Source organism: Mammaliicoccus fleurettii (genome assembly GCF_002018435.1).
GTDB lineage: Bacteria > Bacillota > Bacilli > Staphylococcales > Staphylococcaceae > Mammaliicoccus > Mammaliicoccus fleurettii.
Genome location: NZ_MWJM01000005.1, coordinates 1 through 22,450 on the forward strand (window position 1 = coordinate 1; position 22,450 = coordinate 22,450).

The 22,450-nt window shown below is 33.9% G+C and carries 18 protein-coding genes, 1 tRNA gene and 1 other RNA gene; 5 read left to right on the forward strand and 15 right to left on the reverse strand.

What is annotated here, in order from left to right; genetic code table 11:
• Positions 1-259: 259 nt before the first annotated feature.
• The 9 genes from B2G86_RS05300 to treP form a co-directional block, all read right to left on the reverse strand.
• Positions 260-1,108: a patatin-like phospholipase family protein gene (locus tag B2G86_RS05300; protein WP_078357096.1), complete on the reverse strand. Its 849-nt coding sequence runs from the start codon at positions 1,106-1,108 to the stop codon at positions 260-262.
• Between the two features lie 80 nt (positions 1,109-1,188).
• Complete coding sequence (gene recR / locus B2G86_RS05305) at positions 1,189-1,785, reverse strand: recombination mediator RecR (protein ID WP_078357248.1); 597 nt, start codon at positions 1,783-1,785, stop codon at positions 1,189-1,191.
• A 2-nt stretch (positions 1,786-1,787) separates the two neighbouring features.
• Positions 1,788-2,108, reverse strand: coding sequence for a YbaB/EbfC family nucleoid-associated protein (locus B2G86_RS05310; RefSeq protein ID WP_078357097.1), 321 nt, complete (start codon positions 2,106-2,108; stop codon positions 1,788-1,790).
• Positions 2,109-2,199: 91 nt separating this feature from the next.
• Complete coding sequence (gene dnaX / locus B2G86_RS05315) at positions 2,200-3,891, reverse strand: DNA polymerase III subunit gamma/tau (RefSeq protein WP_078357098.1); 1,692 nt, start codon at positions 3,889-3,891, stop codon at positions 2,200-2,202.
• A 73-nt stretch (positions 3,892-3,964) separates the two neighbouring features.
• On the reverse strand, positions 3,965-4,498 hold the full coding sequence (locus tag B2G86_RS05320) for a GNAT family N-acetyltransferase (protein ID WP_078357099.1): 534 nt from the start codon (positions 4,496-4,498) through the stop codon (positions 3,965-3,967).
• A 91-nt stretch (positions 4,499-4,589) separates the two neighbouring features.
• An RNA gene (ffs, locus tag B2G86_RS05325) (signal recognition particle sRNA large type) lies at positions 4,590-4,858 on the reverse strand.
• 52 nt (positions 4,859-4,910) lie between these two features.
• Complete coding sequence (gene treR, locus B2G86_RS05330; protein ID WP_078357100.1) at positions 4,911-5,642, reverse strand: trehalose operon repressor; 732 nt, start codon at positions 5,640-5,642, stop codon at positions 4,911-4,913.
• 30 nt (positions 5,643-5,672) lie between these two features.
• Positions 5,673-7,316 carry an alpha,alpha-phosphotrehalase gene (gene treC / locus B2G86_RS05335; protein ID WP_078357101.1) on the reverse strand — a complete coding sequence of 548 codons (1,644 nt, stop codon included), beginning with the start codon at positions 7,314-7,316 and terminating at the stop codon, positions 5,673-5,675.
• Between the two features lie 22 nt (positions 7,317-7,338).
• Complete coding sequence (treP, locus tag B2G86_RS05340) at positions 7,339-8,775, reverse strand: PTS system trehalose-specific EIIBC component (RefSeq protein ID WP_078357102.1); 1,437 nt, start codon at positions 8,773-8,775, stop codon at positions 7,339-7,341.
• Positions 8,776-8,895: 120 nt separating this feature from the next.
• On the opposite strand from treP, the gene B2G86_RS05345 reads away from it, so the two are divergent.
• Complete coding sequence (locus B2G86_RS05345) at positions 8,896-9,642, forward strand: serine hydrolase (RefSeq protein ID WP_078357103.1); 747 nt, start codon at positions 8,896-8,898, stop codon at positions 9,640-9,642.
• Here B2G86_RS05345 and B2G86_RS05350 read toward each other — a convergent pair.
• The 6 genes from B2G86_RS05350 to gltB all read right to left on the reverse strand — a co-directional run bounded on the left by B2G86_RS05350 (position 9,631) and on the right by gltB (position 18,824).
• A complete protein-coding gene (locus B2G86_RS05350; RefSeq protein ID WP_078357104.1) occupies positions 9,631-10,539 on the reverse strand; it encodes a C40 family peptidase in 909 nt (302 codons plus the stop codon). The two genes, B2G86_RS05345 and B2G86_RS05350, sit on opposite strands and share 12 nt — an antisense overlap.
• On the reverse strand, positions 10,536-11,636 hold the full coding sequence (locus B2G86_RS05355) for a dipeptide epimerase (protein WP_078357105.1): 1,101 nt from the start codon (positions 11,634-11,636) through the stop codon (positions 10,536-10,538). The genes B2G86_RS05350 and B2G86_RS05355 overlap by 4 nt, the downstream gene beginning before the upstream one ends.
• Positions 11,637-11,648: 12 nt before the next feature.
• Positions 11,649-12,572, reverse strand: a complete 924-nt coding sequence (locus tag B2G86_RS05360; RefSeq protein ID WP_078357106.1) for a S66 peptidase family protein — start codon at positions 12,570-12,572, stop codon at positions 11,649-11,651.
• 132 nt (positions 12,573-12,704) lie between these two features.
• Positions 12,705-12,797: transfer RNA gene (locus tag B2G86_RS05365), tRNA-Ser, on the reverse strand.
• 60 nt (positions 12,798-12,857) lie between these two features.
• Positions 12,858-14,315, reverse strand: coding sequence for a glutamate synthase subunit beta (locus B2G86_RS05370; protein WP_078357107.1), 1,458 nt, complete (start codon positions 14,313-14,315; stop codon positions 12,858-12,860).
• 15 nt (positions 14,316-14,330) lie between these two features.
• Positions 14,331-18,824 carry a glutamate synthase large subunit gene (gltB, locus tag B2G86_RS05375; protein WP_078357108.1) on the reverse strand — a complete coding sequence of 1,498 codons (4,494 nt, stop codon included), beginning with the start codon at positions 18,822-18,824 and terminating at the stop codon, positions 14,331-14,333.
• A 141-nt stretch (positions 18,825-18,965) separates the two neighbouring features.
• Between gltB and gltC the strand changes: the two genes are divergently transcribed.
• From gltC to B2G86_RS05395, 4 genes are all read left to right on the forward strand, one after another.
• Positions 18,966-19,853 carry a glutamate biosynthesis transcriptional regulator GltC gene (gene gltC, locus B2G86_RS05380; RefSeq protein ID WP_078357109.1) on the forward strand — a complete coding sequence of 296 codons (888 nt, stop codon included), beginning with the start codon at positions 18,966-18,968 and terminating at the stop codon, positions 19,851-19,853.
• A gap of 17 nt (positions 19,854-19,870) precedes the next feature.
• A complete protein-coding gene (locus B2G86_RS05385; RefSeq protein WP_078357110.1) occupies positions 19,871-20,482 on the forward strand; it encodes a DNA-3-methyladenine glycosylase in 612 nt (203 codons plus the stop codon).
• Between the two features lie 61 nt (positions 20,483-20,543).
• Entirely contained in the window at positions 20,544-21,662 is a 1,119-nt protein-coding gene (locus tag B2G86_RS05390) for a YibE/F family protein (RefSeq protein ID WP_078357111.1), read from the forward strand.
• Positions 21,659-22,414, forward strand: coding sequence for a YibE/F family protein (locus tag B2G86_RS05395; protein WP_078357112.1), 756 nt, complete (start codon positions 21,659-21,661; stop codon positions 22,412-22,414). The genes B2G86_RS05390 and B2G86_RS05395 overlap by 4 nt, the downstream gene beginning before the upstream one ends.
• Positions 22,415-22,450: the final 36 nt, after the last annotated feature.

A 22,450-nucleotide genomic window follows, 5' to 3' on the forward strand; every position in this document is an offset into this window, starting at 1 on the left:
CACTCTTTGAAGTACTATAAGTACTCAATTATTGGAATTAACGTTGACATATTGTCATTCAGTTTTCAATGTTCATTTCGTCTCACAAGAATCTATTATACACGCTTCTAAATTCGAAGTCAACAACTTTTTAAAATTAATTTTCAAAGTGTTTTGATGTGTTATTTATCTCTCGCTCACAAGATATAACTATACACGCTAAATCTAGTGAACTCAAGCATAAAAATTACACCAAAACAACCATTGTTCTCAAATATGATTATTTCTCAACATATTCTTTTAAATTATCGTATATTCTTTCAGCATCTTTGTAGCCTTGTTTATATAAAGCGTCTAATTTCTTAGGATTTTTCTCAATTCTATCTACTGATAACGAATCTGAAGGTCTTATTACGAATAAATTCCCTTTTTCTTCTTCCTCTTCTATCCATTCTAAAGTCTTATTGTAATGTTTATATCTAATGGCCATGAGATGATTCACTTTAGGATATGCTCTCAATCTAAAAACTCTAGAAAATCTACTTTGTTTTTTGCGATACCCTTTAGGTCTTGTAAGAATAAGAACGTTTTTCTTATAACCTTCCTCAATCGTTTTATTCAAAGGTATAGGATTTACAACTCCTCCATCTAATAAAGTATGTCCTTTGTATTGAACAGGATTTGCCATCATAGGTAATGAACTCGTTGCCTGTAATGCAGTTAAAATAGAATCTTTAGTTTCTTTCTTATCAAAATATACAGCTTCTCCTGTTTCACAGTCAGTTGTTACAATAACAAATTCTTCTTCAGCTTGATCAAACTTTTCAAAATCAAAGGGTTCTAAATAAGTAGGTATATAGTGATACACAAAATCCATTCCAAATATTTCTTTTCTCTTCACATAGTTGGAAAGGGAAATATATCGTTTATCCTTTATATACTTTGCCGTCACACGATGGTTACGTCTATATTGTCTAGATAAGTAACTTGCTGCCATTGAAGCTCCTGCTGAAACACCGATATTATATTCAAAATATAAATCTTTTTTAATAAAGAAGTCTAATACACCTGCTGTATACATACTTCTCATTCCGCCACCTTCTAATATTAACGCTGTGTCCTTTATCATATCCACACTCTTTTCTATACCTTTAGTTAAATGAAAGCAACCTGCTACATATTACATGTGAGCAGGTTGTATGTTTATTATTAAATTTCTGTTCTTCCAGTTATAGCTTTAGACAGTGTAACCTCATCAGCATATTCTAAATCGCCACCTACTGGCAATCCATGTGCAAGTCTAGTTGTTTTAATGCCGATTGGCTTAACAAGTCTAGATATATACATTGCTGTTGATTCACCTTCTATATTTGGATTCGTTGCTAATATAATTTCGGTAACTTCATCACTCTTTAGTCGTTCTAATAATGAAGGAATATTAATATCTTCTGGACCAATACCTTCCATTGGAGATATAGCTCCATGCAATACATGATATAAACCTTTATATTCGCGCATCTTTTCCATTGCTATAACATCTTTAGAATCTTGGACAACACACACAACAGTACGATCTCTTTGCTTATCTTGGCAAATATGACAAGGTGATACATCTGTTATGTGTCCACAAGTTTCACAATAAGTTAGTTCTCGCTTTACATCTACAAGAGATTTAGCAAAAAGAACAACATCGTCTTCTTTCATATCTAATACATGAAAAGCTAATCGTTGAGCTGTCTTGGGACCTATCCCAGGCAACTTCATAAAGCTATCAATTAATTTAGATATTGGTTCTGGATAAAACATCATTACATCATTCCAGGAATGTTAAGACCTTTTGTATGTTTACCTAAACGATCTGCAGTTACATCGTCTGCTTTAGATAAAGCATCATTTGTTGCAGCTAATACTAAATCTTGTAGCATTTCTATATCTTCAGGATCTACAACGTCTTCTTTAATGATTACGTCTAAAATTTCTTTATGTCCAGAAACAACAACTGTAACCATTCCGCCACCAGCTGTTCCTTCAATTTTTTCTTCTTTTAGCTTTTCTTGTTCCTCAGCCATTTTCTTTTGCATTTTTTGCATTTGTTTCATCATTTGTTGCATATTTCCGCCACCGCGCATAATTTCGTCCTCCTAATATCTATTTTGTTCGTTATAGAAAATTAATTTTTGTCATATTTATTATACATACCTTTGGAGATGATGTCATGTATTACTCATCAGTAACACGTACTGTGTCCTCACCAAATAGTTCTTGTGCTTTTTTAACGACATCCGCTTCTTTATGCTTTTCTTCCTTAACCGTATCATCTTGAGCAGGATTAGCTTTTTTAGATTGAATGTATTGTTGTCTAACTTGTAACCACTGTGAATTTGGTACGCCAACTACTTTGACAGTTTTATCTACTATTTCACAGACAATCGCTTCTATATGATTTCTTTTTTCATCATTTTTGTTAACTATCTCGCAATGTATATCTTCATCAAACTTTACCAGTACATGATCTTCACTAGCAGCGACAGGTTCCGAGTTCAGCAATAAACTAACTAATGCTCTTTGTTCTTTCTCTTTAACCGATTCGATAACTGCTTGCCATTTTTCTTTTAGTAAATTTAAATCATCACGATTAGCATGATCAAGAACACGCTCTATTTGTCTAATTGAGAAGACATGTTTAGATTGCTTTCTACCTATGTTCTGTTTATTTTCAATTGGTTTCGCCTTTTGACTACCACCATTCTGAGAAAGTTGATGAACGTGTTCCTCAAGTTGTTTGATTTTATTCATTACTTCACTTGATGCTACTTGATTACTTTGACCACCTGTTGTTGGTTGTTCTTTGTTATTACTTGTAATCAATTCCGTTAACTTAACAATGAGTATTTCTATATGAACATTTTGGTTAATTGCAAAACGCATTGAAACCAATGTGTCGTTAATGCAATCAATCATCTTGTACATTGTATTTAAATCAATATGATGAAGTGCATGTTGCTCGTCATCTTGATCAGTCGTTTTGGCTACAATTGCATCTCTAATGAAATAAATCATATCATTAACAAGTCTATTCACTTCTTTACCAGCAGCGATAAACTCATGATACCTCGTGAAAGCCTGTTTAATATCTTTAGCTACAATGTCGCTGAATAACGCGTTCAATGCTGCTTTATCTACACTACCTGTTACATTTAAAGCATGTTCAAGTGACAAATGTCCATCTCCAAATGCGATTGCTTGATCCATAATACTTAGTGCATCACGCATACCGCCTTCTGACACTTGTGCAATAAATGATAAAGCATCTTGTTCATAAGTAATATTTTGTTCGTCTGCAACAAATGCCAATCTACTTTCTATCTCACCAGAATGAATCGCTTTAAAATCAAACCTTTGACATCTCGAAATAATTGTTGGTGGTATTTTGTGAGGCTCTGTCGTAGCAAGAATAAATATAGCATGACTTGGTGGTTCTTCAAGTGTCTTTAGAAGCGCATTAAAGGCACCAGTTGTTAACATATGCACTTCATCTATAATATACACTTTGAATTTAGATTCACTTGGTGCATATTTTACTTTATCTCTAATATTTCTAATTTCATCTACACCATTATTACTTGCAGCATCTATTTCAATTACATCTGAATTTGTTCCTTGTGTAATACCTTTACAAATTGCGCATTCATTACAAGGTTCTCCATTTGTATTTTCTGTACAATTAATTGCTTTAGCAAAAATTTTAGCAATACTCGTTTTACCAGTTCCGCGTGGGCCATTAAATAAGTAAGCATGTGATTGCTTTTCTTTTTGGATTGCATTTCTTAATGTTTTTGTGACATGTTTTTGACCTACAACATCTGAAAATGACTGCGGCCTATACATTCTATACAAAGCTTGGTAGTTCAAAATGGCACCTCCAAAGTTTAATACGATATACCTTATATTATATCACGAATCGATACTGACTTCTTATTATAAATTACTGAAAATATTCAGGATAATGAACAGTACCTCTTATTTCTTTGGTTGGGTGGTCCCATAAATATTTGAACATGAAGTTCTCATCTGGCACTTCAAACGGCGCATAAATCTCAAAGTCCGAAGCAATATGATAGCCTAGCTTACGATAATATTCAGAATGACCGAGTACTACAACACCTATATAACCATTTTCATATGCTCTATATTCCAACGCTTCTATTAAAGCTTTGCCTATACCTTTATTTTGGTATTGTGGCAAAACTGAAACAGGTGCCAATGCTAATACAGTATTACTTTGTTCATCAGAATTTATTGTTACCTCTGACATCATTGCATGCCCTAATATTTTCCCTGACTCCGTTTTTGCTACTACTTCAAGTTCAGCGTTATAAGTTAGCGATTTTCGAATTTTTCCGATTAACTCAAATTCTTTTCCGTTTGATTGCGCTTCTGTTAAAAAAGATTGTTGTACAACTTCTTTAGCAAGTTCATATTCCGATTCCACAATAGTACCAATTAGTAATTGCGTCATGTATGATAATATCCTCCTGATATAAGAAAAAGGGCGACCGCGGTCACCCTTTTTGAATTTATATTTAATTTGATAATTTAAAATTTAAATACCGTGCACCTTTGCTTTGAACAAACATCACAAGCGTAACCTCAGTCGTTAGCTAAACCTCGGCAACCCTACGGCACATACAATGATCCACTTAATGCTGCTTCCTTCCGGACCTGACATGATTCATGGGTTTGTATTGCATAGGACCGACGTCTTCAGACACCACGTGCTGAGGGCAGACCTCACAATAATATGTCCGCAGCAAAGGAATTCAGTCCTGCATAAGCGGATTTCAAGTACAGGGAACCGCTACCTCCCCACTTAGCACGGCAATTTATATAGTACAACAAAACCTTTACATTTGGCAAGAGAAAACTATTCTTTATATTCGAGTTTGATTAATCACTCTTCGAGAAAAATCTACAAATTTAAATTCCGTTGCAATATGTCTAGATATATTATACTGAAATCGTTCAGCATTATTAAGGTGTACAATCCCTCTAACTGTTGCTGTAAAAGGTGGATCTAAATGACCAAAATAAGCGATCTCTTTATCCGACATTCTCTCAAAAGTAATAGATTTATTTGAATAACTGATTTCCACATTCATTTCATTTTCTATATAACGATAAATTGATTGTGAAGCTACTTCTTTCGTTAGTTTAGGAATCACACTACATATAAAGTAATCTTCATCCATAATATGCACATTGTTGTTCTTCTTTCTTGTTCTAATAACATGCCAAAGTTTATCCTGATCATTTAGTTCAAGAGCATGTTTTACAATTGGTACTTCTTCTGCACGTATTACTTCGAGAAGTTCGACTTCAGTTTCATAGTCTAAACCTAATCTTTGATTAATTTCTTGAAAACTTATCATTTCCGAAATTGGAAATTGAATGATGTCTTCATATATTACAACTGAACCTTTACCTCGTAATTTTTGTATATAGCCCTTTTCTTGTAATAAATTTAAAGCTTTCCTTACAGTTTCTCTAGAAGTTGAATATATTTTTGTTAATTCATTTTCTGAAGGTAGTTGCTGTAAATGAGCATATTCACCATTTATAATTTTTTCACAGATAGATTGGTAGATTTTCATATACTTGTTCATTGGGTTCACCTCTATACCTTCAAAAATTCCTTAACTTCCACTTACTTTAACTACAAATGCGTCATATGGTTGTAGTGTTTTACCTTTTAAATCGTTATTTGCAATCATAATCTCGCCTTCTATATCGATATCTGTTGGGATATCTACTTCTCGGTTAGAGTAATTTGCTATAACTATCCATACTTCATCATTCAAACGTCTTTTATATACAAATAAATCTGAATGCTCCATATAAAGTGGCTCTATTTCTCCATAAGTTATAATATCATGTTCATGGCGTATTTTGATTAATTTTTGATACGTGTAAAAGATTGAAGATTTGTCTTCCAGCGCCGCTTCTACATTAATGTGTTTATAATTATTCGGAATACCAATCCATGGTGTTCCAGTTGTAAATCCAGCATTTTCTTGTTTATTCCACTGAATTGGTGTTCTAGAGTTATCTCTAGACTTTTGTCCAATCACTTTCATAATCATTTCCTCATCTATGCCATTACTTTTTAAAAGTTTGTAAGCATTGAGAGACTCAACATCTCTATATTGATTAATGTCTGTAAACTTAGGATCCGTCATGCCAATTTCTTCACCTTGATATATATATGGTGTTCCTTGTAACATATGCAAAGATATTGCGAGCATTTTTCCGGATTTAACTCTATCTTCTTCTGTTGTATCATTTCCAAACCTTGTCACAACTCTTGGTTGATCATGGTTACACCAGAATATCGCATTCCATCCATTACCTTTAGCGATGTTTACTTGCCAATCCATTAAAATACGTTTCAGTTCAAGAAAATCAAATTTCATGTCTGACCACTTTTCACCATTCTTATAATCTACTTTTAAATGATGAAAATTAAACACACTGCTTAATTCGTGACGCTCAGGATTCGTATATTGAATACAATTATCAATTGTAGTTGAAGACATTTCACCAACCGTCATAATATCTTTATCACCAAAAGTCTGTTTATTCAGCTCTTGTAAATATTCGTGAACTTTTGGTCCATCAGTATAAAATTCTTTTCCAATTGCTTCTGAATTTTCGAATGCACCTTTAGATATTAAATTAATAACATCAAATCTAAATCCATCTATACCAAAATCAATCCAATAATTGATCATTTCGTATATTTCAGATTTAAGCTTGTCATTCTCCCAGTTTAAATCTGCTTGAGACACATCGAATAGTCTTAAATAATAACTTTCTGTTTGTTCATCATAAGTCCATGCATTGCCACCGAATTTTGATTCCCAATTCGTTGGCGGCTCGTCTTTCGTTCCTTCTTTCCAAATATAATAATCTCGATACGGATTATCTTTAGATTTACGAGACTCTACAAACCAATGATGAGCTGTAGATGTATGATTAATAACGATATCTAACATGATTTTAATACCTAGACTATGCGCTTCACTAAGTAACTCTTCAACATCTTCTTTAGTGCCAAAATCTGGATTAATTTGATAATAATCACTAATATCATAACCATTATCATTCATTGGTGATTCATAAATTGGTGTTAACCAAACATAATCAACACCTAAAGTTTGTAAATAAGGTAACTTTTCAATTATTCCTCTTAAATCACCTTGTCCATTTCCAGTCGTATCATTGAAAGATTTTGGATACACTTGATAAACGACAGACTTTTTCCAATCTAAAACTGCCATATTGGTAAACTCCTTTTATAAATTATTCTTTCACCATTTCTTTCGCTTTTTCATTTGCAAAGTTTGAAAGCACAACCGTTAGTATAGCTGGTAATACCATAGCTATCAATGTAGCAATACCGAACACAGCCCAATATTCTCTTTGAATTGAGATGATTGCAGGTACACCACCTACACCTACACTACCTAACACTTTATTAGCTCCAATAAATGCACCTAATAAACTTGAAGAAATAATTGCTGCAAAGAATGGATATTTAAGTGGTAAGTTGACACCAAACATCGCCGGTTCAGTTACACCTAGAAATGCTGAAATACCTGAAGTAACTGCTAAACCTTGTTCTTTACCCATTTTACGTTGTTTATATACTACCCAAGCTCCAAACGCTGCAGAACCTTGACAAATATTTGAAATGGCAACGATTGGCCATAAATATGTTCCTCCGAGTGGACTTCCCATCAGTTGGAAATCTACTGCTAAGAACATATGATGTAAACCAGTAATAACGAGTGGCGCATAGAACAATCCGTACACTGCTCCACCTAGCCATCCTGCACTTTCAAAGATTGCTTTAATAGCATCTGTAATAAGTGTACCTAAACCTAAAGCTAATGGCCCAATTACAATAAATGCTAAGAAACCAGTGACTAATAGCGCTACAGGACCAACGACTAACATCTTGATTGAATCATGAACACGTTTTGTAAGGAATTTCTCTATCACTGACAATACCCAAGTTGCAAATAATATTGGTAATACTTGTCCTTGGTAATTCAACTGCTTAATTTCTAAACCGAATATATGCCATACAGGTATTTCACTTGATTTACCGCCACCCAAATCATATTGAGAAGCAAGTTGTGGATGTAACAAGATTAAACCTAATACTAAACCTAAAATCGGACTACCTCCAAATACACGCATAGCCGACCAACCAATTAAAGCTGGCAAGAAGATAAATGCGGTACTTGCGATAACATTAATGATGTTCGCAAAATCTGCTAACCATAGATATTGCTCAATGAGCGGTTTAGGACCAAATAAATCCTTTGCTGTTAACACATTATTTAAACCTAATAGTAAACCAGCTGTTACGATTGCTGGCAAGATAGGAATAAACACGTCACCTAATAATTTAATTAAACGTTGGAAAGGATTCATTTTTTGTTCTGACGCTTTCTTTACATCATCTTTCGAACTTTCTTCAACCCCTGTTTCTTCTTGAAAAACTTTATACGCCTCGTCAACAGTTCCCGGTCCAATTACAATTTGAAATTGGTTATTCGCTGAAAAAGACCCTTTCACTAAATCAATTTCGTCTAACGCTTCCTTGTTAACCTTACTTTCATCATTTAATACTAATCGTAAGCGTGTAACACAATGCGTTGCTGCGTTAACATTGTCCTGTCCACCTATAGCATCAATGATCTGTCTTATATCTTCTCTTTTCACAGCCATTGAACTCACTCCCCCTATATTTATTTAACTGAATTATAACTTGTATATACAAGTATGTAAAGGCTTACAATTAATATTATATTTATAATGTAGTATGATTGGATAAAGGAGGTTTTGTATATGTCTTTTTTAACAGATGAATTCATAGACCACGATGGGCTTTCCCTAGAGTTCGCTAATGAAAGTTCTACGATTTTTACCAACCATCATCAAGAAGAAATATTTGAGTCTGCAAGTATAATCAAACTGCCAATCATGATTTATATTTTCAATCATACAACTAAAGAGGAACGACAAGAACAAATACAACTATCTAATATTGTTGGTGGGAGTGGTGTATTACAAAATATGAACACTCAGAATGTAAGCATAAATGACTTAATTTATTTAATGATTGTTGTGTCTGATAATACAGCTACAAACACTTTAATCAATCATTTTGGTTTACATCATATTAATTTATTTATAAATGAAACACTTCATTGCGAAAATACTGAACTAAATCGTTTTATGATGGATGAAAATGCGATTGCTGAAGGTATACAAAATATTACGACAGCCAATGACATGATTAAAATACTTCGCTATATTACGCAACACGACGACAAACAAGAAATGATGGACATTATGTACAACCAACATTTGAATGATAAAGTTTCTATTTATAAATCTTTCTATGAAGAATCACTTTCTTTTTATTCTAAAACAGGTGAATACGGGAACGTCGTAAACGATGTAGGTATTATCCAACATGAAGGTACACTCTATTATTATTGTTTTTTATCAAACACAAACAAACCCAAAAAGGCGATCGATTTCTCTCACCAATTCGGGTCATATATTATCCAATCTATTTTAAAAATCTAATAATCTTGCTGCTTTTACTAATATTTTTTGATAATAGCTTCCAGTTAATTTAACAATTTCAATACTTTTCGGTGTATGAGGTGCGTGAATCATCATATCATCACCCATGTATATACCAACGTGTGATAAGAAGCCCTTATCTTCTGGTTTACTAAAGAATAGAAGGTCACCAGGTTCAAAAGCTTTCTGTTCAATAGAAACATCTTCCATTGCTTCATACTGTTCATCTGCATCTCGAGGTATATGGAAATTCTGACTTTTATACATTTGGTAGCAAAGTCCTGAACAATCATATCCATAACTAGACATGCCCCCCCATAAATATGGCAAGTCTAAAAAGAGTCTGGCATTTTCAATTACACCTTGCATTGTCCCTTTCAGAAAAGTGCCTTGCTCATCACTTAAAATAATATCTTTTGAATGTATTAAACCTGTCCCTTCAGGGGTATCTACTTCAATATATTCATCATTATTATTTGTTACTGGCAACACCGTATTAAATGATAGAATTTGTTTTGTTGTAAAATCTAAATTAAACAAAGTTGTTTTCGGTACTTTAACGCGTGCTTTTTGATGTGATTGATAATCCTTCATTTCACTTAGTTGGCTAGTTGGAATATAGCCAGGGTAGCCTTTTTTATGTTGTTTTGAAGCCTGCTCTGTACATATCACATAACTCCAGCCGTCTTGTTCATCTATAACTTCAACCATTTCACCATACAATATTTGTGTATCTATTCTGCTGTCTTCTGTAAACGATAGCTTCTCTTTTAGACTGAGTTCTAGTAGCCATCTTTGAATATTAGCTGGGTACATTATGCCATCTCTATCAATATCTCTAGCTTTATCTGCACTTCTCCATATTGTCCCTACATTAACTCTGCAATATTTTTTCATGAACTCACCTTCTTATATAAAGATTTTCTATCTATTCCTAAACCAAATCCTTCTGACGGTGACACTTTAGCTCCTTCATATACAATACCGCCTTCAATTTCTCTTTCAACTACCATTAAAGGCGCATCAAAATCAACTCGATTTACTTGTTTAGCAGCTAAACTAAAATGCAAAGCCGCAGTTACAGAAACATGCGTCTCCATCATACATCCAACCATACAATGTATATCTGCACTTTGTGCTATATCATGAATTTTTAGTGCTTCGTGTATGCCACCAGTCTTCATCAATTTAATATTCCACAAATTATTAGCACCTACTTCTACTAATCTTCGTGCATCATATGTACTAAACAAGCTTTCATCAACCATTAAAGGTATATTAAATGATTGTGTTAATTCACCAAGAAGTTCATATTCATAGCGGCCAACCGGTTGTTCAATACTTTCAATTTCTAAATCTGCTTCATCAAAATGTTTTAGTGCATATCGCGCACCTTGTTCATCCCAAGCTTGATTAGCATCAGCACTCAATATGACATTGTTAGGCAAAGAAGTTCTCAAAGCCTTCAGTCTATTCAAATCAGTTTCAACATTGTCTTTCCCTACTTTTATCTTTAAGTGATTAAAACCTTCTTCGACATATCTCAAACCGTCTTCAACCATTTCATTTGCTTCATTCAGACTAACTGTATAACACGTTTCTAAATCTTTATTTCCTGGGTTATGATCCAAATACTTATATAAAGGTAATTCAGCTTCTTGAGCTAATAAATCATAAAGTGCAATATCAATTGCTGCTTTAGCACTTGTATTACCAACAATTATTTGTTGTATTTCATCTAACAAATCTTTCGTTAACTGTCTATTTATTAAAAGGGGTTTAAACACTTCTTCAATTGCAGCTTCAATTCCACCTTTTGTGTCACCAGTAATCACATATGTAGGTACAGCTTCCCCAACCCCTACTATATCTTCGTAATTTGTCTCTATAAAAACGTATATACTTTCTATTACTTCAACTGTTCTTAGAGCTGTTTTGAATGGTTTCTTTAAAGACGTCCCGTATCTATAATATTTTATATCTGTAATAAACATAATACTGCCCCTTTATTCTATATTTACACCTGATTCTATTTTTAATAATTTTTGATCCACGTCTAAAATTGCTTTCGTTCCAAATGGTATAGCGAAATGAGGTGTACAATGTCCAATATTCAAATCATATACTGCAGGTTTACCTAAACGCGTTATAAAAAAGTCCAAAACTTCATTCATTGTTAACGATTTTTTAGGATTTTTAGGTTCACTATCGGTAAATGGACCAATTATAAACCCTATAGCATCATCTAACTTTCCAGCCGACTTCAATTGTTGAAGAAAGCCATCAATTTTATATGGTTCTTCACCAATATCTTCTATAAATAAAATTTTCCCTTTTGTATCAATTTCATACGAAGTGCCTAAACTAGAAACTAATAACGATAAACAACCTCCAACAATATCACTTTCAACTCGTCCAGGTACAAGTGTTTTAAATGTTAATTGATCAGTTGGATATGTTATATCTTTACCATCAAATAACTGTTCAAAGCTCTTAATAGACGTCTCATTAAAAGTATCTCCAATATCAGAAGCAATCATTGGCCCTTGATATGTAGTCAAACCTGTTTGTTGTCTAATCGCATTATGCAAACAAGTTATATCACTGTATCCCCAAATAATTTTTGGATATTTCTTAACAAGCTCGTAATCAATTTGCTCCACAATTCTAGGTGTGCCGTATCCTCCACAAGCACAAATGATGCCCTTAACTTCATCATCTTTTAGCATGTCATGTAAACTTTGTATTCTTTCTTCATCTGTACCTGCTAAATGGCCATAAATGTGTTCAATATTATTCGCTAACTTAAATTTAACTTGGTATCTCTCCTCTAAACGTTTCAAGCCATTCTTTAAATGTTCTTGGTTCGGTGGACTCGCTAACGCTACAACACCTAACATATTTCCCCGTTTTAATCCCTTCGCCTTCATTCAGTCACGACCTTTATCAGAATATTCTTATATTATAGCAAAGTTGTAAAACATTTGTACAAAACAAAAAGCACTACCTACTAATGTAGGTAGTGCTTTTCTATATAATAGTCTTGGTTAATTTAAAAATAATGGCGGAGGAAGAGGGATTCGAACCCCCGCGAGCCGTTAAGCCCCTGTCGGTTTTCAAGACCGATCCCTTCAGCCGGACTTGGGTATTCCTCCAAATAAGACAATACTTATCTTATAACATGCCATCACTCATGTCAACAAAAACCGCAAAAATTAAATTGTAATTTTTTTCTTTAAGGCTTTATCTACAGATTTTGCGACTGCTCGCCCTTCTTTTATTGCCCAAACTACTAAACTTTGACCTTTTCTTGCATCACCAGCGACAAATATTTTATCTTGATTCGTTCTAAAATCTTTTTCATTTGCGACTATTTTATTACGCTTGGTATTTAAATTAAATGAATGTGGCACTAAATGCTCAGTTCCTTCAAAACCTATTGATAATAATACTAAATCTGCTGGCCAATGACGTTCAGTACCTTCTACAATAACCATACCATCTTCCGTTTCTTCTAATACTTGTGTATAAAGGCCACGGATATTATCATTCTCATCGACATCATAACGCATCGTTTGAATACCATAAGCTCTTGGTTCAAATCCAAATTTTTCACGGTACTCTTTATGAGCGTAGTCTAATTTGAATATTGGCATTGGTAATGGCCAAGACGTATTTTGTTCCATTTTGTCAGTCAATCTTACATATTTATTAAATTGAACTACTGATTTACAATCATCTCTTAATGCTGTTGCTACACAGTCTGCACCAGTATCACCCGCACCTATTACAATCACATTTTTACCTTTTGCTGTTATTGTCGGTTCTTCAATTTCTCCCATTTGTAATTGCGTTTGTTCTGTTAAATATTCCATTGCAAAATGAATACCAAAACTCATGCGTCCTTCTAATGGTAAGTCTCGTCCTTTTTGTGAACCGGTGCAAACTATAATCGCATCATATTGTGCATCTAGTTCTTCTTTCGTGATGTCTTTCCCCACATTAACATCTGTCTTAAAGACGATACCTGCTTCTTCCATTAATTTAACACGACGCTCAATCACTTCTTTATCCAACTTCATACTTGGTATACCATACATAAGCAAACCACCAGGACGATGATTTCGCTCATATACCGTCACATTATAGCCTAATAAATTTAATTCTTCTGCTGCAGTTAAGCCTGCTGGACCACTGCCTATAATCGCAACTTTCTCTTCAAGACGTTGTTCTGGAAACTTAGGTTTAACAAGTCCCATATCATATGCTTCATCAATAATTGTGCGTTCAATTCCTTTAATGGCTACTGAATCATTATTAATAGCTAAGACACATGACGATTCACATGGTGCCGGACAGACACGACCAGTAAATTCAGGGAAGTTATTCGTTTCAGATAATCTTTCATATGCTTCTTTATAATCTTTTCGATAAACTAAGTCATTCCATTCAGGTATATAGTTACCGATTGGACAACCTATTGTATCTCTACCGAATGATGAGCCTGTCTGACAAAATGGTGTGCCGCAGTCCATACAACGGGCACCTTGTGTTGCAGCATCTTCTGTTGTAAAGCGTTGTTGGAATGGTTCATATCCATTTATTCTATCTTTTAATGACAACTCATCAAGTTGTTGCTTAGGATACTTCATAAAACCTTTAAATTCACCCATAATATGCCCTCCTTCTTAATATACAGAAGCCAGTTCTTCTTCATCACCTATAGATTTTCGATCATCAAAGAATGCATTTAAAAGTGCGTCTTCTTCGTTTTCTAATTTGTGTTGTGAAATCTTCTGCATCATGAGTTTATAGTCTTTAGGAATCACTTTTACTACTTTTTCAACAATTGTGTCGAATGATGCTAACACTGCTTTTGCTTTTTTACTATTTGTATATTTAACATGCTCTTCTAACATATGTTTTAAATTAGCTATTTCATCTACATCTTTTAAAGTTTCAAATTCAAGTGTATCCAATGCGTTTCTTTTCTTGAATGCTTCAACATCTGAAGGCATTGCATAACACACACCACCACTCATACCTTGACCAAAGTTACGTCCAACATCTCCTAGGATAACTACACGTCCTCCAGTCATATATTCTAATCCGTGATCTCCAACACCTTCGACAACAACTTTTACACCACTGTTTCTAACACAGAAACGTTCTCCTGCTCGTCCGTTTATATAAGAAGTACCACTCGTTGCACCATAGAAACATACATTACCAACAATGATATTATCTTCTCTATCTTCATTCGGTGCTTTCAAGATTAATTTACCTCCAGATAAACCTTTACCAAAGTAGTCGTTTGCATCACCAGTATGATGTAAAGTCATACCTTTAGGCGTGAATGCGCCATAGCTTTGTCCAGCATGTTTAAATGTCTTAACATGTATCGTATCTTCTGGTAAGCCTGGTTCGCCGTGTACTTCTGTGATATAACTACCTGTGATAACACCAACATCTCGTTCTGTATTACGCACATTATAGCTTCCTACAAATTTTTCGCCGTGATCAATTGACGCTTTTGCATCTTGATATAACTTAGTTAAATCAAATCCTTCATCAAGATAATGATTTTGATTAGTTGAACGATATCTTTCACCTTCGTTTACGAACAACAATGCTTCTAAATCTAATTCTTTTGCTTTCGGATGAGAATAGTATCTCTTAGAAACTTCTAGTAAATCTGTTCTACCAACAAGATCATCCATTGTTTTTAATCCTAAAGAAGCAAGAATCTCTCTTATTTCCTCGGCAATAAAGTACATAAAGTTCACGATGTGATCCGCTTTACCAGTAAATAATTTACGTAAATCACCATTTTGAGTCGCTATACCTACTGGACATGTATCTTTATGACAAACTCTCATCATAATACATCCAAGAACTACTAATGGTGCACTTGCAAAAGCAAATTCTTCAGCACCTAGTGCACACGCTAAAGCTACGTCACGACCCGTCATTAATTTACCATCCGTTTCAAGCGTTACACGTGAGCGAAGCCCATTTAACATAAGGGTTTGATGTGTTTCTGATAAACCGATTTCCCATGGTAAACCAGCATGCTGAATACTCGTCTTAGGAGAAGCTCCAGTACCACCATCGTAGCCACTTATAACAATTTTATCGGCATGTGCTTTTGCAACACCTGCTGCAATAGTACCAACGCCTGATTTTGAAACGAGTTTGACGCTAATATCTGATTTTCTATTAGCATTCTTCAAATCATGAATTAATTGCGCTAAGTCTTCAATAGAATAAATATCGTGATGCGGAGGTGGCGAGATTAAACCAACACCAGGTGTCGAGCCTCGAACTTCAGCTACCCATGGATAGACTTTTGTTCCAGGTAACTGGCCGCCTTCACCAGGTTTTGCACCTTGTGCCACTTTAATTTGAATTTCTTTTGCGTGTTGTAAGTAATCACTCGTCACACCGAATCGACCGGAAGCTACTTGTTTGATTGCACTCATGTAGTTTGTTCCGTCTGGTTTAACAATAAAGCGTTCAGGGTTTTCTCCACCTTCACCACTATTACTTCGTCCGCCAATTCTATTCATCGCTTCTGCTAAAGTTTGATGCGCTTCTTGAGAAATTGAACCGAAACTCATTGCACCTGTTTTGAATCTTGTAACAATTTGATCTGCTGACTCTACTTCTTTCAAATCAATTGCTTTTTCAGATTTAAAATCAAGTAAATTTCTTAAATGACTCATGCGTTCATTATCAGCCGCTTCTGAATATTCTTTGAACATTTCAAAGTTATTTTCTCTACAAGCGTGTTGTAATAAATGAATTGTTTTCGGGTTAAATGCATGATGCTCTCCTTGCTGTCTCCATTGGAAAGTACTACCCGTATTTAAATGCTTAATGCGTTCTGATTGTCTTGCTTTATTTTCTTTATCAATCGTTTCTATAGATATACCAGACAATTTAGACGGTGTACCTGTGAAATATTCATTGATTACATCTTTACCTAAACCAATTGCTTCAAATATTTGAGCACCTTGGTAACTCTGCACAGTTGAAATACCCATCTTAGCCATAACTTTGATAACACCTGCAGATAACGTTTGACTATACGTATCGATATTCTGCTCAACCGTACCTTCAAGACGGCCCGCAGCAGTTAAATCTTCTATCGTATAATGTGCTAAATAAGGCACAACAGCGTTTGCTCCATAACCGATTAAAGTTGCTAAATGATGCACTTCTCTACATTCACCAGAGTATGCGACAATGCTTGTATCAAGACGTTGTCCGGTTCTTATCAAATATTGATGAATATGGCTCACTGCTAATAGCATTGGCATTGCAAATGATACCTCTTCATCTTCAACAGATTCATCTTCTAAAACAATAATTTCAGCGCCATTTTTTACAGCTTTGGAAACACTTTTTCCTAAGTCATCGAGCGCTTCTTTCAGCGATCCTGTATAAGTTGTCGGAATAACTGCTACACCAAAATTGCTTTCTTGAATTTTTTCAAGTTGTGCTTTTGACAATACTGGGTGGTTCAATTGAATTCTCTTTGTATTATCTTTATGTGGTTCTAACAAGTTACCTTCTTTTCCTAAATACACCAATTCACTTGTTACAATCTTTTCTCTATATGAATCAATAGGTGGATTCGTAACTTGCGCAAAATGTTGTTTAAAATAATTAAACAACGATTCAGGTCTTGTACTTAATACTGCAACAGGTGTATCAAATCCCATAGCTCCAATTGGGTCTTTTTTCTCGTTAACAAGCTCAGACATGTATTTGTTGATCTCTTCTTTTGTATATCCGAAACGACGTTGTAATTGGAATAATTTCTCCTGTTCTACATGAGAAGGTACAGCTACAATGTCATTTACATCTAATTCTTTATGACTAATCCATTCGTCATAAGGATATTCACTTGCGATACGTTGTTTTAACTCGTCATTTTCAATTACTTTATTCTCTTTAAAGTCTACTAGTAAGAGTTTCCCTGGATTCAATTGCCCTTTGTAGACAACATGCTCTTCATCTACATCAATTACGCCTACTTCAGATGAAAATATAATTTCATTAGTATCTGTGATCGTATAACGTCCAGGTCTCAATCCATTACGATCTGTTAAAGCACCTAATTTATCACCATCACAGAAGCTAATCATAGTTGGTCCATCCCATGGCTCCATCAAATAACTGTAATACTCGTAGAATGCTCTAATTTTCGGATCTTGCGTATCATTGTATAACCAAGGTTCAGGTATCAATAGCATTGCTGCTTGTTCTGGAGGAATACTTAAACTCAAGAACTCTAAAGCGTTATCGACTATAGCCGAGTCACTTCCTGATTCATCTAATACCGTTCCAATTTTATCTTTGACATCCCCAAAAATAGTCTCAATTAATTTGTCTTGACGAGCACGCATCCAATTAACATTACCTTTAATCGTGTTAATCTCACCATTATGCATTAATAATCTATTAGGATGTGCTCTCTTCCAACTTGGAAATGTATTTGTACTAAATCTAGAATGGACTGAGCCAAATTTCGAAACATAAGATTCATCTAATAAATCAGTATATAAACCTTTAATTTGATCTGAACGCAACCAACCTTTATAAACAATTGTTCTTCTAGATAAACTTGCAAAATATAAATCTAAATCTTGTTCATCACCATATCGTTCAATTTGCTTACGTGCAATAAATAAAGAACGATCAAAGTGTTCGCTCGTTTTGTTTTCAACAAATACTTGTTGAATATATGGCATTGTCTCCGCAACATGTTCTGCTAATACGGAAGAGTCTACCGGCACATCTCTATAAGAAATAACCTTTAATCCTTCTGCTTCAAAAAAAGCATTGAATTTCGCTTCGTGTTCACTACCTGCTATTTTCTTATCAGTGAAAAACATACCAACTGCATAATTTTCTTCTTCAGGTAAATTTAATTTTAATTTTTGTTTAAAATAGAGGTGAGGGACTTCAGTCATAATACCAGCACCATCGCCAGTAATACCATCTGCTCCAACTCCACCTCTATGATCTAACCTACATAGCATTTCAATTGATTTTAATACAATATCATGTGACCTTTTGTTGTCCATATTGGCGTAAAAACCAATTCCACAAGCATCATGCTCGTCCATTGAATCATATAGGCCAAGTTGTCTTCTATCTTTCTTAAATGACATACGACATCACCTCAACAGTAAATTTCAGAATCTTCAATAATTTATAGTTTATATCATACTTTATAAAGACTCATCTTAACAATATATAAAATAGATGAAATATATCTAAAAATTAGATAAAATAAAAGCGAGGTGTTAAAGATGGAGATAAAACAATTAATTTACTTTAGAGAAGTTGCAATCAGAGAGCATATTTCAGAAGCTGCATTAGAATTAGAAATCGCACAATCTGCTGTGAGTAGACAAATTGCTAATTTAGAAAAAGAACTTAACACAACGTTATTTTTAAGAGAAGGTAGAAATGTTAAACTAACAGACAGTGGCGAACTCCTTCTTTCACAAGCGAATCAAATTTTAAGTTTGATTGACGAAACGAAAGAGCTTTTCATACATCAAGAACAAACGGACAAACGTTCTATTAAACTCGCTTATACAGAAAGTTATGTTTCGCAAGCATTACCAGCGATCATTAAATCTTATGAACGCGACTTCAATTTAGAAATTAGACCAATGATGATGACACCTACAGAAATTGAAGAAGCCTTACTTTCACATCAAATAGATGTCGCATTATGTGAATTAACACCGAAACTATTAAACAATAAAAACACCATTAAACATACATTATTCGAAGAAACATACAATCTATATGTGCACAACAACAACGATTTATCTATGAATCCTAAACCGCCATTATCACAATTAAGCAATCAATACATTTATCATTTCAACACATTGCCCGACCAAATAGCACAATTAATACGTAAGCATGCATCACAGAAAGCATATCCAATTTCGAATTTCGCATTATTACGACAAACATTACTATCTGAAAAAGGTGTGCTTATCATTCCTGACTATTTAAGTAATGGAATAGAGAATGAACATCTCACTAAGATTGCTTTAACACATACAGAATTAAAAAGAACAATCAACGTTGTATATTTAGAGAACAATCAAAATAACCAATTAAAAACTTTCATAGAACACACACGTTCATTATTACAAAGACAAGCAACTTATCATTAAGGAGGCATAATCTTAAAATGGACTTTATCAATAGATCGACAGAAGAAATTGCTACTGACTTACTTGGCGTTAGAATAATTCATGAAACTAAAGATACCACTTATACAGGTTACATTGTTGAAACAGAAGCATATATTGGTAAACACGACCAAGCTGCACACTCTTTTAAAGGAAAGCGTACTAAAAGTGTACAATCACTTTATCGTGAAGGCGGCACAATTTATGCCCACTCCATGCATAAACAACTGCTCATTAACTTCGTGACACAAGTTGAAGGAGAACCTCAAGGTGTCTTAATAAGAGCTATTGAACCTGAATACGGAATTGAACAAATGGAAATCAATCGTAATGGTAGAACAAGTATTGAATTAACAAATGGTCCTGGAAAGTTCACACAAGCTATGAACATTTCTAAATCATTAGATGGTACTAAACTTAATGCTGGATGTCTTAAAATAGACACTACTAATCGTAAATTCCCTAAAAGTGTCGACCTATCTGCTAGAATCGGTGTGCCAAATAAAGGGGAATGGACAGATAAACCTTTACGATTTACAGTAGCTGGACATCCATATATATCAAAAGCAAGAAAGCGTGATTCTATACCTTGCAAAGACACATGGAAATAATTAATGTATTAATATAGAAGAAAGTATATTCAAATCAAATGAAAAACGATGGTGTAATTACATGAATCCACAACTCAAATCACAATTTAAAAAGCCATTTAACATAACAATTGTTGTCTTCATACTATTAATAATTGGTGCTTATATATTCACACAAAACAATGCACATTTTTATAAGACACCTGTTGGACAAATTACGAACATTACCAACAAGACTGCTGAACAGACTATTGATCAAAACAAAAATAAAGATACGCTACATAAAGAAAAAATTCATTTAAAAATAATGAATGGGAAACATAAAGGAGATAAAATTGAAATCTCCCATAAATACACAAATTCTTTAACTGATTCTGAAAAATATCATAAAAAAGACCAAGTTCTACTATCTTATAAAGGTAAAGAAGATACGGCAATTATTAAAGGGTTAAAAAGAGATGGATCTGTAACACTCATGACTGGTTTGTTTCTATTAACATTACTATTAGTCGGTAGAAAATCTGGTTTATATTCGATTATTTCACTTGTCATCAACGTTACCGTACTATTATTTATGATCGATTATTTTATGAAACATAATAACCATCACTTCTTTATATTGATGACCATAACCGTTATCTTTTCAACGGTCGTTTCATTATTGCTTGTTAGTGGACTTAAACGAAGAACTTTCGTTGCAATCATTTCAACGCTATTCGGCACATTCTTAAGTATTGGAATAGCCCAATTAATAATGATGTTAACAAATAGTGATGGCATTAAATATGAAACGATGAGCTTTTTGACGATACAACCGACACAAATCTTTCTAGCATCGGTATTAATCGGTTCACTTGGTGCTGTAATGGATGTTGCGATTACTTTAACGAGTTCTTTATATGAAATTAAAAAGCAACATCCTAACATCCCCCTTAAACAATTAAGGCAGTCTGGCATCAATATTGGCAAAGATATTATGGGTACAATGACGAACATATTATTCTTCGCCTACTTATCAGGAAGTATTCCAATGGTTATTCTCTATTTCAAAAATAGCAACACGATAACTTATACTCTCTCAATGAACTGGTCCTTAGAAATAACGAGAGCACTCATGGGTGGGATAGGGATTGTTATTACGATACCTATAACAATATTTGTTGCGATGTTATTTTTACAGAGAGAGGAGGCTAACCGATGACAACATTCATCTTAGCTATCATCTTACTTCTACTTATGATTATAGTAGGTGGGAAAACAGGATTCCGATCATTTATAACATTATTTTTAAACTTAATTACGTTATTTATCGCTTTACTATTAATCATTTATAAAGTACCAATATTCATCGTGTTATTTATTTTCTGCTTAGTTATAGCATGTATTAATTTATTTTATATCAATGAATATAATACAAAGACGATAGCAGCATTCTTTGCAACAATACTATCTACACTTATATTAATAGGATTAATCTATTTCATTGTTGATATTTCAATGTTGCAAGGATTTACAGAAGAAGAACAAGACGAAACTTATATATTCTCAATGAACGTCGGCATAAACTATGCACAACTTATGGTGTTCACAATAGTATTAGCTGTAATAGCCGCAGTTATTGATTTAACCATATCCATTAGTTCACCCATGTATGAACTGTATGATGCACATCCTAAAATTTCACTTGATCAACTATTTAGGTCAGGATTAACAATTGGCAGAGATATCCTTTCAACAACAACTAATACAATTTATTTTGCATTTATTGGCGGACAAATTACATTATTTTTCTGGTTTGGTAAATTGAATTACACATTCGGTGAAATTATCAACGCTAAAATATTTGCAGCAGAAATCATCACAATACTGTTAGGTGGAATAGCTGTCAGTATCGCGATACCTATAACATCATTTATTACCGTGCAATTAATAAAGAGACTACAAAGACAGTAATCAGGATTTATAGTAATAAAAAAACTGTCACCAAAA

Coding starts and splice junctions, on each gene's coding strand:
- B2G86_RS05300 (WP_078357096.1), bottom strand. CDS start 1,108: ATGATAAAGGACACAGCGTTAATATTAGAAGGTGGCGGAATGAGAAGT.
- recR (WP_078357248.1), bottom strand. CDS start 1,785: ATGTTTTATCCAGAACCAATATCTAAATTAATTGATAGCTTTATGAAG.
- B2G86_RS05310 (WP_078357097.1), bottom strand. CDS start 2,108: ATGCGCGGTGGCGGAAATATGCAACAAATGATGAAACAAATGCAAAAA.
- B2G86_RS05320 (WP_078357099.1), bottom strand. CDS start 4,498: ATGACGCAATTACTAATTGGTACTATTGTGGAATCGGAATATGAACTT.
- treR (WP_078357100.1), bottom strand. CDS start 5,642: ATGAACAAGTATATGAAAATCTACCAATCTATCTGTGAAAAAATTATA.
- treC (WP_078357101.1), bottom strand. CDS start 7,316: ATGGCAGTTTTAGATTGGAAAAAGTCTGTCGTTTATCAAGTGTATCCA.
- treP (WP_078357102.1), bottom strand. CDS start 8,775: ATGGCTGTGAAAAGAGAAGATATAAGACAGATCATTGATGCTATAGGT.
- B2G86_RS05345 (WP_078357103.1), top strand. CDS start 8,896: ATGTCTTTTTTAACAGATGAATTCATAGACCACGATGGGCTTTCCCTA.
- B2G86_RS05350 (WP_078357104.1), bottom strand. CDS start 10,539: ATGAAAAAATATTGCAGAGTTAATGTAGGGACAATATGGAGAAGTGCA.
- B2G86_RS05355 (WP_078357105.1), bottom strand. CDS start 11,636: ATGTTTATTACAGATATAAAATATTATAGATACGGGACGTCTTTAAAG.
- B2G86_RS05360 (WP_078357106.1), bottom strand. CDS start 12,572: ATGAAGGCGAAGGGATTAAAACGGGGAAATATGTTAGGTGTTGTAGCG.
- B2G86_RS05370 (WP_078357107.1), bottom strand. CDS start 14,315: ATGGGTGAATTTAAAGGTTTTATGAAGTATCCTAAGCAACAACTTGAT.
- gltB (WP_078357108.1), bottom strand. CDS start 18,824: ATGTCATTTAAGAAAGATAGAAGACAACTTGGCCTATATGATTCAATG.
- gltC (WP_078357109.1), top strand. CDS start 18,966: ATGGAGATAAAACAATTAATTTACTTTAGAGAAGTTGCAATCAGAGAG.
- B2G86_RS05385 (WP_078357110.1), top strand. CDS start 19,871: ATGGACTTTATCAATAGATCGACAGAAGAAATTGCTACTGACTTACTT.
- B2G86_RS05390 (WP_078357111.1), top strand. CDS start 20,544: ATGAATCCACAACTCAAATCACAATTTAAAAAGCCATTTAACATAACA.
- B2G86_RS05395 (WP_078357112.1), top strand. CDS start 21,659: ATGACAACATTCATCTTAGCTATCATCTTACTTCTACTTATGATTATA.